12 protein-coding genes are annotated in these 13581 nt (G+C 60.5%); 10 read left to right on the top strand and 2 right to left on the bottom strand.

The genetic code is table 11. From position 1 onward, the window contains the following. The first annotated feature begins 45 nt into the window (after window positions 1–45). From mdh to I3J13_RS06160, 10 genes are all read left to right on the top strand, one after another. Window positions 46–1008: a malate dehydrogenase gene (gene mdh / locus I3J13_RS06205; RefSeq protein ID WP_003523512.1), complete on the top strand. Its 963-nt coding sequence runs from the start codon at window positions 46–48 to the stop codon at window positions 1006–1008. Between the two features lie 31 nt (window positions 1009–1039). Further along, entirely contained in the window at window positions 1040–2233 is a 1194-nt protein-coding gene (gene sucC / locus I3J13_RS06200) for an ADP-forming succinate--CoA ligase subunit beta (protein ID WP_035263523.1), read from the top strand. Between the two features lie 17 nt (window positions 2234–2250). Continuing rightward, on the top strand, window positions 2251–3153 hold the full coding sequence (gene sucD / locus I3J13_RS06195; protein ID WP_003492390.1) for a succinate--CoA ligase subunit alpha: 903 nt from the start codon (window positions 2251–2253) through the stop codon (window positions 3151–3153). 178 nt (window positions 3154–3331) lie between these two features. Further along, complete coding sequence (locus I3J13_RS06190; protein ID WP_035263524.1) at window positions 3332–6328, top strand: 2-oxoglutarate dehydrogenase E1 component; 2997 nt, start codon at window positions 3332–3334, stop codon at window positions 6326–6328. A gap of 53 nt (window positions 6329–6381) precedes the next feature. Continuing rightward, a complete protein-coding gene (odhB, locus tag I3J13_RS06185) occupies window positions 6382–7614 on the top strand; it encodes a 2-oxoglutarate dehydrogenase complex dihydrolipoyllysine-residue succinyltransferase (RefSeq protein WP_196378291.1) in 1233 nt (410 codons plus the stop codon). A gap of 23 nt (window positions 7615–7637) precedes the next feature. Then, window positions 7638–8048, top strand: coding sequence for an MAPEG family protein (locus I3J13_RS06180; RefSeq protein WP_196378290.1), 411 nt, complete (start codon window positions 7638–7640; stop codon window positions 8046–8048). Window positions 8049–8058: 10 nt separating this feature from the next. Further along, complete coding sequence (locus I3J13_RS06175) at window positions 8059–8700, top strand: LysE family translocator (protein ID WP_196378289.1); 642 nt, start codon at window positions 8059–8061, stop codon at window positions 8698–8700. 67 nt (window positions 8701–8767) lie between these two features. Beyond that, on the top strand, window positions 8768–10174 hold the full coding sequence (lpdA, locus tag I3J13_RS06170; RefSeq protein WP_196378288.1) for a dihydrolipoyl dehydrogenase: 1407 nt from the start codon (window positions 8768–8770) through the stop codon (window positions 10172–10174). A 127-nt stretch (window positions 10175–10301) separates the two neighbouring features. Next, window positions 10302–10802, top strand: coding sequence for a cytochrome b (locus I3J13_RS06165; protein WP_196378287.1), 501 nt, complete (start codon window positions 10302–10304; stop codon window positions 10800–10802). A gap of 79 nt (window positions 10803–10881) precedes the next feature. Next, window positions 10882–11370 carry a DUF2867 domain-containing protein gene (locus I3J13_RS06160; protein WP_196378286.1) on the top strand — a complete coding sequence of 163 codons (489 nt, stop codon included), beginning with the start codon at window positions 10882–10884 and terminating at the stop codon, window positions 11368–11370. On the opposite strand, the gene I3J13_RS06155 is transcribed toward I3J13_RS06160, so the two are convergent. Further along, entirely contained in the window at window positions 11354–12451 is a 1098-nt protein-coding gene (locus tag I3J13_RS06155; RefSeq protein ID WP_059759918.1) for a TraB/GumN family protein, read from the bottom strand. The two genes, I3J13_RS06160 and I3J13_RS06155, sit on opposite strands and share 17 nt — an antisense overlap. Window positions 12452–12531: 80 nt before the next feature. Continuing rightward, the gene (locus I3J13_RS06150; protein ID WP_196378285.1) at window positions 12532–13479 is read right to left on the bottom strand and encodes a tyrosine recombinase XerC; all 948 of its coding nucleotides are present in this window, start codon (window positions 13477–13479) and stop codon (window positions 12532–12534) included. Window positions 13480–13581: the final 102 nt, after the last annotated feature.

Below are 13581 nucleotides of genomic sequence, written 5' to 3'. Positions count from 1 at the left end.
GTTTGGCGCGGTGAAATTGAATTGAAGCTCAAGAGGAAGCATTCGATGGCTCGCAAAAAAATTGCACTTATTGGTTCTGGCATGATCGGCGGCACGCTGGCGCATCTCGCCAGCCTGAAGGAACTGGGCGATATCGTCCTCTTCGATATTGCCGACGGCATCCCGCAGGGCAAGGGTCTGGATATTGCCCAGTCCGGCCCGGTTGAAGGCTTCAATGCAAAGCTCACCGGCGCTTCCGATTACGCCGCCATCGAAGGTGCTGACGTCTGCATCGTCACCGCTGGCGTTGCCCGCAAGCCGGGCATGAGCCGCGACGATCTTCTCGGCATCAACCTCAAGGTCATGGAGCAGGTCGGCGCCGGCATCAAGAAATATGCCCCGAACGCTTTCGTCATCTGCATCACCAACCCGCTCGACGCGATGGTCTGGGCGCTGCAGAAGTTCTCCGGCCTGCCCAAGAACAAGGTCGTCGGCATGGCCGGCGTTCTCGACAGCGCCCGTTTCCGCCTGTTCCTCGCCGAAGAATTCAACGTTTCGGTTGAAGACGTCACCGCCTTCGTTCTCGGCGGCCACGGCGACACCATGGTGCCGCTCGCACGCTACTCCACGGTTGCCGGCGTTCCGCTGACCGATCTCGTCAAGATGGGCTGGCTGACGGCCGAGCGCCTCGAGCAGATCATCCAGCGCACCCGTGACGGCGGCGCGGAAATCGTCGGCCTGCTGAAGACCGGTTCGGCCTATTACGCGCCGGCCGCTTCGGCAATCGAAATGGCTGAATCCTATCTCAAGGACAAGAAGCGCGTTCTGCCCGCCGCTGCCCACCTCTCGGGCCAGTATGGCGTCGACGACATGTATGTCGGCGTGCCGACCATCATCGGTGCCGGCGGTATCGAGCGCATCATCGAGATCGAACTCAACAAGGAAGAAGAAGCCGCCTTCCAGAAATCCGTCGGCGCTGTCGCTGGTCTTTGCGAAGCCTGCGTCAACATCGCTCCGTCGCTGAAGTAATAGCCTAGCGGCTCCAAACAGGGATTATTCCATGAATATTCACGAATATCAGGCCAAGGCTCTTCTGAAGGGCTACGGCGCGCCGGTTGCTGAAGGCGTCGCCATTCTCAAGGTCGAAGAAGCCGAAGCTGCCGCCAAGCAGCTTCCCGGCCCGCTCTACGTCGTCAAGAGCCAGATCCACGCTGGCGGCCGCGGCAAGGGCAAGTTCAAGGAACTCGGCCCGGACGCCAAGGGCGGCGTTCGTCTGGCGAAGTCCATCGACGAAGTCGTTTCCCACGCGAAGGACATGCTCGGCAACACGCTGGTAACGGCGCAGACCGGTGAAGCCGGCAAGCAGGTCAACCGTCTCTACATCGAAGACGGCGCGGACATTGCCCGCGAGCTCTACTGCTCGCTGCTGGTTGACCGTTCCGTCGGCCAGGTTGCTTTCGTGGTTTCCACGGAAGGCGGCATGGACATCGAAGCTGTCGCCCACGACACGCCCGAGAAGATCCACACCATCGCCATCAACCCGGAAAAGGGTGTAAGCGACGCCGACGTTGCTGCGATCTCCAAGGCTCTCGCGCTGGACGGCGTTGCAGCCGAAGACGCCAAGGCGCTCTTCCCGATCCTCTACAAGGCCTTCAATGAGAAGGACATGGCTCTCCTCGAGGTTAACCCGCTGATCGTCATGGAAAATGGCCATCTGCGCGTTCTCGACGCCAAGATGTCCTTCGACGGCAATGCGCTGTTCCGCCACGACGACGTCAAGGCGCTGCGCGACGAGACCGAAGAAGACGCCAAGGAAATCGAAGCCTCCAAGTGGGACCTCGCTTACGTTGCTCTCGACGGCAACATCGGCTGCATGGTCAACGGTGCCGGTCTCGCCATGGCGACGATGGATATCATCAAGCTTTACGGCAAAGAGCCGGCTAACTTCTGCGACGTCGGCGGCGGCGCCGGCAAGGAGAAGGTTGCGGCAGCCTTCAAGATCATCACGGCTGACCCGAAGGTCGAGGGCATCCTCGTCAACATCTTCGGCGGCATCATGAAGTGCGACGTCATCGCCGAGGGCGTAATCGCCGCGGTGAAGGAAGTCGGTTTGCAGGTTCCGCTCGTCGTTCGCCTCGAAGGCACCAACGTCGAACTTGGCAAGAAGCTTCTCAACGAATCTGGCCTTGCGATTACGGCTGCTGACGATCTGGACGACGCAGCCAAGAAGATCGTCGCGGCGATCAACGGCTAATTGAGGGACCGGAAATAATGTCTATTCTTGTTAATAAAGACACGAAGATCCTCGTTCAGGGTCTGACCGGCAAGACCGGCACCTTCCACACCGAACAGGCGCTTGCCTATTACGGCACGCAGATGGTTGGCGGTATTCACCCGAAGAAGGGCGGCGAAACCTGGACCGGTTCCAAGGGCGAAAGCCTGCCGATCTTCGCAACGGTTGCCGAAGCCAAGGAAAAGACCGGTGCAGACGCATCCGTGATCTACGTTCCGCCGGCAGGTGCAGCAGACGCCATCATCGAAGCCATCGATGCGGAAATTCCGTTCATCACCTGCATCACCGAAGGTATCCCGGTCATGGACATGGTTCGCGTCAAGGCTCGCCTCGACCGCTCCAAGTCGCGCCTGCTCGGCCCGAACTGCCCGGGTATCCTGACGCCGGAAGAATGCAAGATCGGCATCATGCCGGGCTCCATCTTCCGCAAGGGTTCGGTCGGTATCGTTTCCCGTTCGGGCACGCTCACCTATGAAGCCGTGTTCCAGACCTCCAACGAAGGCCTCGGCCAGACCACGGCTGTCGGCATCGGCGGCGACCCGGTCAAGGGCACCGAGTTCATCGACGTGCTGGAAATGTTCCTCGCCGACGACGCCACACAGTCGATCATCATGATCGGTGAAATCGGCGGCTCGGCTGAAGAAGATGCAGCGCAGTTCCTGATCGATGAAGCCAAGAAGGGCCGCAAGAAGCCGATGGCCGGCTTCATCGCGGGCCGTACGGCTCCGAAGGGCCGCACCATGGGTCACGCCGGCGCTGTCGTTTCCGGCGGCAAGGGCGATGCAGAGTCGAAGATCGCAGCAATGGAAGCAGCCGGCATCAAGGTATCGCCCTCTCCGGCGCGCCTCGGCAAGACGCTGGTTGAAGTCCTCAAGGGCTGAGACCACATGACATCGGTAACGGGCGGCGCGGCTTCAATGCCACGCTGCCCGATGCCGCAAGGAACGACAGACAAAACGGCATACCGCCCCGGCGGCAGACAGCAATAATCAAAGCGGCAGGCCGGCGAACGGCCCTAACGGCATCGAGGAGGCGGACGGATAAGTCCGCAAGAACACAATGGCAAGGCAAGAAGCGAACGAGCAGTTTCAGATCACGTCGTTTCTGGACGGCGCGAATGCAGCCTATATCGAGCAGCTCTATGCCCGGTACGAAGAGGATCCCTCTTCCGTGTCGCCGGAGTGGCAGAGCTTCTTCAAGGCGTTGTCCGATAATCCGGAAGACGTGAAGAAGGCGGCCAAGGGCGCCTCCTGGAAGCGCGCCAACTGGCCTATCCCGGCGAATGGCGAACTGGTATCCGCACTCGACGGCAACTGGGCCACGGTCGAAAAGGCCATCGAGAAGAAGGTTCAGGCGAAAGCCGAGGCCAAGAGCGCCGACACCGGCAAGCCGGTCAGCCAGGCGGAAGTTCTGCAGGCGACCCGTGACAGCGTTCGCGCCATCATGATGATCCGCGCCTACCGCATGCGCGGCCACCTTCATGCCAAGCTCGATCCGCTCGGCATCGCGGTCGCGGTTGAGGATTACAACGAGCTGTCGCCGAAGTCCTACGGCTTCGAGGAAAGCGATTACGACCGCAAGATTTTCATCGATAACGTGCTCGGCCTCGAATATGCGACCGTGCGTGAGATGATCGATATTCTGGAGCGTACCTACTGCTCCACCATCGGCGTCGAATTCATGCACATGTCCAGCCCGGAAGAAAAAGGCTGGATTCAGGAGCGCATCGAAGGTCCGGACAAGGGCGTCGCCTTCACGGCTGAAGGCAAGAAGGCCATTCTGTCCAAGCTGGTCGAAGCCGAAGGCTATGAGCAGTTCCTTGACGTGCGCTTCAAGGGCACCAAGCGTTTCGGCCTCGACGGTGGTGAATCGCTGATCCCGGCGCTGGAGCAGATCATCAAGCGCGGCGGCCAGGAAGGTCTGGAAGAAGTCGTTCTCGGCATGGCCCACCGCGGTCGCCTGAACGTTCTGACCAACGTGATGGGCAAGCCGCATCGCGCCGTGTTCCACGAGTTCAAGGGCGGTTCGTTCAAGCCTGACGATGTCGAGGGTTCGGGCGACGTGAAGTACCACCTCGGTGCCTCCTCCGACCGCGAATTCGACGGCAACAAGGTTCACCTGTCGCTGACGGCCAACCCGTCGCACCTTGAAATCGTCAACCCCGTTGTCATGGGCAAGGCCCGCGCCAAGCAGGATCAGCTGGCCAAGGTATGGGACGGCGACATCATTCCGCTGTCGGAACGCGCCAAGGTGCTGCCGCTCCTGCTGCACGGCGATGCCGCCTTTGCGGGTCAGGGCGTTGTTGCCGAAATTCTCGGCCTTTCCGGTCTGCGCGGCCACCGCGTTGCCGGCACCATGCACTTCATCATCAACAACCAGATCGGCTTCACGACGAACCCGGCCTTCTCGCGTTCGTCGCCCTATCCGTCCGACGTTGCCAAGATGATCGAAGCGCCGATCTTCCACGTCAACGGCGACGATCCGGAAGCGGTGACCTATGCGGCCAAGGTTGCCACCGAATACCGTATGAAGTTCCACAAGCCTGTCGTCATCGACATGTTCTGCTACCGCCGCTTCGGCCATAACGAAGGCGATGAGCCGGCGTTCACGCAGCCGAAAATGTACAAGGTTATCCGTGGCCACAAGACAGTCGCGCGCATCTATGCCGACCGCCTGATCGCGGAAGGCCTGATGAACGAAGGCGAATTTGAGAAGATGAAGGCCGACTGGCGCGCTCATCTGGAACAGGAATTCGAGGCAGGCCAGTCCTACAAGCCCAACAAGGCCGACTGGCTGGACGGCCAGTGGTCGGGTCTGCGCGCTGCCGACAATGCCGATGAGCAGCGTCGCGGCAAGACCGGCGTACCGATGAAGCAGCTCAAGGAGATCGGCAAGAAGCTGTCGACCATTCCTGAAGGCTTCAGCGCGCACCGCACGATCCAGCGCTTCATGGAAAATCGCTCGCAGATGGTCGAGACGGGCGAAGGCATCGACTGGGCAATGGCGGAAGCGCTTGCGTTCGGTTCGCTCGTTGCCGACGGCCATAAGATTCGTCTTTCCGGTCAGGATTGCGAACGCGGCACCTTCTCGCAGCGTCACTCGGTCCTCTACGATCAGGAGACCGAAGAACGTTACATCCCGCTCGCCAACCTTTCGCCGACGCAGGCCCGTTACGAAGTCATCAACTCGATGCTCTCGGAAGAAGCCGTTCTCGGTTTCGAATACGGCTACTCGCTGGCCCGTCCGAACGCGCTGACCCTTTGGGAAGCCCAGTTCGGCGACTTCGCCAACGGCGCGCAGGTGGTGTTCGACCAGTTCATCTCTTCGGGTGAACGCAAGTGGCTGCGCATGTCCGGTCTCGTCTGCCTTCTGCCGCATGGTTACGAAGGTCAGGGCCCGGAACACTCGTCCGCCCGTCTGGAGCGCTGGCTGCAGATGTGCGCCGAAGACAACATGCAGGTTGCTAACTGCACGACGCCGGCCAACTACTTCCACATCCTGCGCCGCCAGGTGAAGCGCGACTTCCGCAAGCCGCTGATCCTGATGACGCCGAAGTCGCTGCTGCGTCACAAGCGCGCCACCTCTTCGCTGGCCGAGCTTGCAGGCGAGTCCTCCTTCCACCGTCTCCTGTGGGACGATGCTGAAGTCATCAAGGACGGCCCGATCAAGCTGCAGAAGGATTCGAAGATCCGCCGCGTCGTCATGTGCACGGGCAAGGTCTATTACGACCTGCTCGAGGAACGCGAAAAGCGCGGTATCGACGATATCTACCTGCTGCGTATCGAACAGCTTTACCCGTTCCCGGCCAAGGCGCTCATCAACGAGCTGTCGCGCTTCCGCAATGCGGAAATGGTCTGGTGCCAGGAAGAGCCGAAGAACATGGGTGCGTGGTCGTTCATCGATCCCTACCTGGAATGGGTCCTGGCGCATATCGACGCCAAGTACCAGAAGGTCCGTTACACGGGCCGTCCGGCTGCCGCCTCTCCGGCGACCGGCCTGATGTCCAAGCACCTGGCGCAGCTTGCTGCGTTCCTGGAAGACGCGCTGGGAGAGTGAAAACTCTCCCGCATCGCCCCGCAAAAAAGACACCTGAATAACGGAACTAGATCATGGCCACTGAAATCCGCGTACCAACCCTCGGCGAATCCGTCAGCGAAGCGACCGTCGGCACCTGGTTCAAGAAGGTCGGCGATACCGTCAAGGCCGACGAACCGCTCGTTGAACTGGAAACCGACAAGGTTACCGTCGAAGTCCCGGCGCCTGCGTCCGGCGTTCTCACCGAAATCGTTGCGCAGAACGGCGAGACTGTCGGTCTCGACGCGCTTCTCGGCCAGATCGCCGAAGGTGCCGCCGGTGCAGCGACCTCTGCACCTGCCGCAGAACCGGCAAAGCCTGCTGCGGCTGCGGCAACGGCACCTGCTGCCGTTGCAGCACCGGCAACCGGCTCCATGCCGCCCGCACCTGCCGCCGGCAAGCTGCTTGCCGAAAACAACCTGTCCGCCGATCAGGTCGACGGTTCGGGCAAGCGCGGTCAGGTTCTGAAGGGTGACGTTCTCGCCGCTGTCGCCAAGGGCGTTTCGGCACCGGCCGCCGCGCCGGCTCCGGCTGCAGCCCCCCGCCCGGTTTCCGCAGAGCAGGATGCCGTTCGCGAAGAGCGCGTGAAGATGACCCGCCTGCGTCAGACGATCGCCCGCCGCCTGAAGGACGCGCAGAACACCGCCGCCATGCTGACCACCTATAACGAGGTGGACATGAGCGCCGTCATGGACCTGCGCAACCGTTACAAGGACGTGTTCGAGAAGAAGCATGGCGTCAAGCTCGGCTTCATGGGCTTCTTCACCAAGGCCGTGACTCACGCGCTGAAGGAACTGCCCGCCGTCAACGCTGAAATCGACGGCACGGACATCATCTACAAGAACTATTGTCACGTCGGCATGGCTGTCGGCACCGACAAGGGTCTCGTCGTTCCGGTCATCCGCGATGCCGACCAGCTCTCCATCGCCGGCGTCGAAAAGGAACTTGGCCGCCTCGCCAAGGCAGCGCGTGACGGTTCGCTCGGCATGGCCGACATGCAGGGTGGCACCTTCACCATCACCAATGGCGGTGTCTACGGTTCATTGATGTCTTCGCCGATCCTCAATGCACCGCAGTCGGGCATTCTCGGCATGCACAAGATTCAGGAGCGTCCGGTCGCCATCGGCGGTCAGGTCGTCATCCGTCCGATGATGTATCTTGCGCTCTCCTACGATCACCGTATCGTTGACGGCAAGGAAGCCGTGACCTTCCTCGTTCGCGTCAAGGAAAGCCTGGAAGATCCGGAACGTCTGGTTCTCGATCTCTAAGACTGAAACAGGGGAGAAGAGGGATGGAAAACCTGGCCGGCGGGAATGGACCTTTCGTGTTCCTGCTGGCGCTCAGCGTCATTCTTCTTCTCCTGCATATCTGCCTTCAGGCCATGTCCGCGACGCGGGAACTCGGCCTTGCCTGGAATGCGGGCGCGCGCGATACGCGGCAGGACCCCAAAGGGGTGTTTGCCGGACGTGCGCAGCGCGCCTCGGATAATTTTCGCGAGACCTATCCGGCTTTCGTCGGTCTCACTCTTGCTCTTGCGATCGCCGGTGACGCTTCCGGCTGGGGGCTGACGGGCGGCTGGATATGGACCATGGCGCGCATCGTCTACATCCCGCTTTATCTGGCAGGCGTGCCCTATGTGCGGTCGATCGCGTGGGTCGTGTCCCTTGGCGGTCTGGTCGTCATGCTTGTCGCGCTGATCTGAGGTCGAGCCTATGCATCAATATCTCATCGAACTTGCATCCCTGATGGCGATCTTCTCCTTTGCGATCGTCTCGCCCGGCGCCGATCTCGCGATGGTGATGCGTCAGGCCATGGTGCACGGTCGCAGACAGGCCATCATCACCAGCTTCGGGGTGGGGACGTCTTTGATGTTCCACGTCACCTATACGATCCTCGGACTTGGCCTCATCATCTCCCAGTCGATCTATCTCTTCAACATCGTCAAATGGCTGGGCGTCGCCTATCTGATCTATATCGGCGTCAAGGCGCTGCGCGCCGGCAAGACCGAATTGCCCGCCGCTGAAGATGAAGGCGTTCAGGCGAAAAGCAGCCAGACGGCGCTTAAGGCTTTCACGCTCGGTTTCGCGGCGAACGCGCTCAATCCCAAGCCGGTGTTTTTCTTCCTGTCGATCTTTTCGACAGTGGTTCACGCTCACACGCCGGTCGCCATCAAGTTCGGATACGGTCTTGTCATGGCGAGCTGCCTTATCCTGTGGTTCGTCGGTGTCAGCCTGTTCATGACGACGCCGCGCATGCGGGCCGCATTTCAGCGCGCCAGCCAATGGATCGACCGCACCAGCGGTGTGGTCTTCATCGCTCTCGGTATAAAACTCGCAACGGAAAAAGCGGCCTGAGTTTCAGGTCAAACGCAAGCAGGGCAATGATCCGGCATCTTGCCCGACATCAATCAGGAAAACGAACATGGCATATGATGTAGTTGTAATCGGCACGGGCCCCGGCGGTTATGTTTGCGCGGTCAAGGCGGCACAGCTCGGCCTGAAGGTCGCTGTCATCGAAAAGCGCGCGACCTATGGCGGCACCTGCCTCAATGTCGGCTGCATCCCGTCCAAGGCGCTGCTGCACGCGTCCGAAACCTTCGCCCATGTCGCCCATGGTGTCGATTCGCTCGGTATCGAAGTCGCCGCGCCGAAGCTGAACCTCGAAAAGATGATGGGCCACAAGGACGGCGTGGTGAAGGCCAATGTCGACGGCGTTTCCTTCCTGTTCAAGAAGAACAAGATCGATGCCTTCCAGGGCACCGGCAAGGTGGTTTCCGCCGGCAAGGTTTCCGTCACCAACGACAAGGGCGAGAGCCAAGAAATCGAAACCAAGAACATAGTCATCGCCACCGGTTCGGATGTTGCCGGCATTCCGGGCGTTCAGGTCGATATCGATGAAAGCGTCATCGTGTCCTCCACCGGTGCGATCGCTCTTTCCAAGGTTCCGGAAAAGCTCATCGTTGTCGGCGGCGGCGTCATCGGCCTCGAACTCGGTTCGGTCTGGTCGCGTCTCGGCGCGAAGGTCACTGTCGTTGAATATCTCGACAATATTCTCGGCGGCATGGATGGCGAAGTTTCCAAGCAGGCCCAGCGTCTGCTCGCCAAGCAGGGTCTCGATTTCAAGCTCGGCGCCAAGGTGACGGCCGTTGAAAAGACCGCTGCCGGTGCAAAGGTGGTGTTCGAGCCGGTCAAGGGCGGTGCTGCCGAAACGCTGGAAGCGAATGTCGTGCTGATCTCCACCGGCCGCAAGCCCTACACCGAAGGTCTCGGCCTTGCGGAAGCCGGCGTTGTGCTGGACAGCCGCGGCCGCGTTGAAATCGACGGTCACTACAAGACCAATGTCGATGGCATCTATGCGATCGGCGACGTGGTGAAGGGTCCGATGCTGGCGCACAAGGCGGAAGACGAGGGCGTTGCTCTCGCGGAAATCCTCGCCGGCCAGCGCGGCCACGTAAACTACGACGTCATTCCGGCCGTGGTCTATACGCAGCCGGAAATCGCTTCTGTCGGCAAGACCGAGGAAGAGTTGAAGGCCGCTGGCGTCGCCTACAAGGTCGGCAAGTTCCCCTTCACCGCCAATGGCCGCGCCCGCGCCATGCAGGTGACGGATGGTTTCGTGAAGATCCTTGCCGACAAGGAAACCGACCGGGTTCTCGGCGGCCACATCGTTGGCTTCGGCGCTGGCGAAATGATCCACGAAATTACCGTACTGATGGAATTCGGCGGTTCTTCGGAAGATCTGGGCCGCACCTGCCATGCGCATCCGACCATGTCGGAAGCCGTGAAGGAAGCGGCGCTGGCGACCTTCTTCAAGCCGATCCACATGTGATCGGTGTTGGAGCCAGACGCTCCAACATTAAATTTCAGTCATCTGCCAAACCCCGGCTTGCCATGCAGGCCGGGGTTTTCCATACTCGCGCCACAGCCTGTCTAACCTTTTGATAAAAGGCAATAAAATGGCGTTTCCAAATCAAGTTTCCTTCACCGTTCCGCAGCGCATCATTCATTGGGCGATGGCGCTTCTGATCTTCTTCAACCTGTTGTTTCCCGATGGCATGGAACATGCTTACCGGCTGATGCGGCGGGGCGAAACACTGACGCAGGAACAGGTATCTTCGGCCAATATTCACGCCTATGTCGGCTTCACCATTCTGTTGCTTGCGGTGCTGCGCCTCTGTCTACGATTCTTCCAGGGCGTGCCGCCGCATCCCGCCGAAGAACCGCGGCCGTTTCAGATTGCGGCGAAGGTGGCGCATTTCACCTTTTATGCCCTGTTCCTCGTCCTGCCCCTGTCCGGTATTGCCGCTTATTACTTCGGCGCTCAGCCGGCCGGGCAGTTGCATTCCGGTCCCTTCAAGGCGCTGATGTGGGTGTTGATCGCCGGTCACGTCGTCGCCGTTCTGGTTCACCAGTTCTACTGGCGCACCAATGTCCTGAAGCGCATGACGCACGGCTAAGCGGCGGTTTGTCGCGTTTCCGGCTCCCTGGAAAAAGAGGAATATCATCCTTGCCGCATGGCGCGGCCGGGGTTCGGGAATGCAGGATTTCGAAGACATATTGCCGGGCGCCGACTGGCGGGATAGCTATCAGGGAGAGATGGTGACGCCGGAACTGTCCTCACTCGATGTGAGCAAGCTCCTTCTCGATCATCCTCCGGTATGGATCCGCAGCCTTATGGCGCTTCGAAACCGCGTGGTGGCGCTTTTCGGTTTAAGAACGGTCGAAATGGCGGCTGGGACGTCGGCAGGCGGTTTTCCCGTCCTGTCCTCCACGCCACAGCGGACTGTGCTCGGCTTCGACGACCGCCATCTCGATTTCCGGATCGTCGTTGATCTCGAAGAGAAGGAAAACCGCCAGCTGGTGAGTGTCACCACCATCGTCAGGCGCAAGAACCTGTTCGGGCGGCTTTATCTTCTTGTCGTCGGACCGTTTCACCGCCGCATCGTGCCGGCGACGATGCGGCCGTTCTGCGCGAATGTCCGGTCCGTCAGCATCGGGAGTGAGCGGGTCAATCGACCCGCGTGAGGGTGAAGCCTTCCGCGCGCAGCAATTCGACAAGGCCTTCCTCGCCCGGCAAATGCAGTGCGCCGACGGCCATGAAGACATTGCCCCTGGCAAGCTCGGGGGCTGCCCGTTCCGCCATGACGTGGTTGCGGTCGGTGATGATGCGCTGCTCGAAGGCGGCGTAGCCCTGTTCGCTTTCGGCTGCCGCCTTCTTGGGGTCCAGGCTTTTCAGCATGGGCATGGTCATGCCGATATCGCCGGCGACGTAAAGATCGGTCATGGTTGTCATGATGTCATCCATGCGGTCGCCCAGTTCGAGCGTTTCGATCAGCGCCTGAAGATGAAATTCCATCGGCAGCTCGGACATGGCCGTCAGCTGCTCCACCATGGTCTCCAGCCCGACAAGGTGTTTTCCGTCCGCGATGGCATCTTCGGCCAGCTTCTTGTCCAGAAAGGAGAGGCCGGTGGCCTTGCGGGCGAATTCACAGGCAGGAAGGGCGACGAAGCTCGAAAGCATCCACGGCTTCATTCTCGAAACGGCGTTCAGCGGGATGCCGCGCTCCTTGAGGCCCTTTTCCAGACGCGCGACATTTTCCGGCGACAGGATGTCGGTGATCGATTTGCCATTCAGAAACATGGTGAGTTCGGGCTTGCTCAGCAGCGAGGCCGCGACCTTCTTGTCATCGACGATTTCGTCCGATTCCACGATCACCGTCGCGGCTTTTTCGAAGGCGGGGCTGGCGGCGGCAGGCATTTCCAGAACACGCGGATCGGTGACATGCATGGTGCCGAGAAGATAGGACGTGGGCGTTCCCGCCTTTTCGATGCGCCAGAAATTGCCCTTGCCGTTGGGGATCGCGGCCGCTTCCTGCTCGATCTTTGCGAAGGCCTGCGGATCGGTCTTGCGCATTTCCACGAGAATGTCGCTGCCGGTGCAGGTGATCTGCTGCTGCGCGGCTTCCGCTTGCCCCAGCGAAAGCAAGGTCATGAGCAGGATTGCGACGGCGGTGACATGCAGGGCGGCAAGCAGCCACAGCAGGGCGTCGCCGGTCTTGCCCATCAAGGTGGCGGTGAGGTTTTGCGGTTTTATCAGGCTGTGCATCGGTCCAATCCGGTTGTCGTTCGCTTATAGAACGGCGGCTTGGATGTCTGGTTAATGATTATGGTTAACCATTTCCTGCTTCATGCGCGAGGATGGGCGTTGTCGTAGATTTCCAGCAGTCTTGCGGTGTCGACCCCGGTATAGACCTGTGTGGTGGAGAGGCTCGCATGGCCGAGCAGTTCCTGAATCGTGCGCAGGTCGCCGCCGCCGGCAAGAAGGTGCGTGGCGAAGGAGTGGCGCAGCGCATGCGGTGTGGCGTTTTCCGGCAGGCCGAAAGCGCCGCGCAGCTTCTGCATTTCCCTCTGGATGATGGCGGGCTGCAGCTTGCCGCCGCGTGCGCCAAGGAACATGGGCTCATCCGCCGACAGGGCATAGGGGCAAAGCTTCCTGTAGGTATCGACAGCTTCCGTCACCACCGCCAGCAGGGGCACAATCCGCGTCTTGTTGCCTTTGCCGGTAATGCGCAGGCTGCGGGCGCCGGGTGGGAAATCGGCCGGGGTAAGGCCAAGCGCCTCGGAAATGCGAAGGCCGCAGCCATAAAGCAATGAAAGAACCGCGGCATTGCGGGCGGCGATCCATGGTTCGTCGTTCAGTTGCGCTTCACTCGTGGTGATTTTCAACGCCTGCCGGTCGGTCAGCGGTTTCGGTAGCGATTTCGGCTGTTTTGGCGCGCGCATGGCGGTGGCGCCTGCGGCATTCACCAGGCCTTTTTTCTGCAGGTGATGAAGCAGGGAGCGCAGGCCTGCCAGATGCCGGCCCAGCGAACGTGCGCCGGCACCTTCCTTGCGCCGGTTGGCCAGAAAGGCGCGAAGATCGACCGGGCGCAGATCGGCAATATCGGTGATGGAGGCCGGTTTGCCGATATATCCGGTCAGGAATGTCAGAAATTGCCTGGTATCGCGCTCATAAGCCTCGACGGTATTGTCCGAAAGCCGGCGTTCGCCTGCGAGGGCGGCGAGCCAGGACTGGCGCTCGTCAAGAAGATCGGCTTGGGCAAATGTCAGGATTTCGGTCACGGGGCGCTCCATTCCATGCGTTGAAGCTATGCGCTTATGGTCAGCATTTGGTTAAGAGGTGGACTTTGCAAGGCGCGCCCACTACATCCGGGCGGTTTCCTTTTTCCTGTCGTC

Source organism: Agrobacterium leguminum (assembly GCF_015704895.1).
Taxonomy (GTDB): domain Bacteria; phylum Pseudomonadota; class Alphaproteobacteria; order Rhizobiales; family Rhizobiaceae; genus Agrobacterium; species Agrobacterium leguminum.
This window is presented reverse-complemented; position numbering and strand designations above follow the sequence as displayed.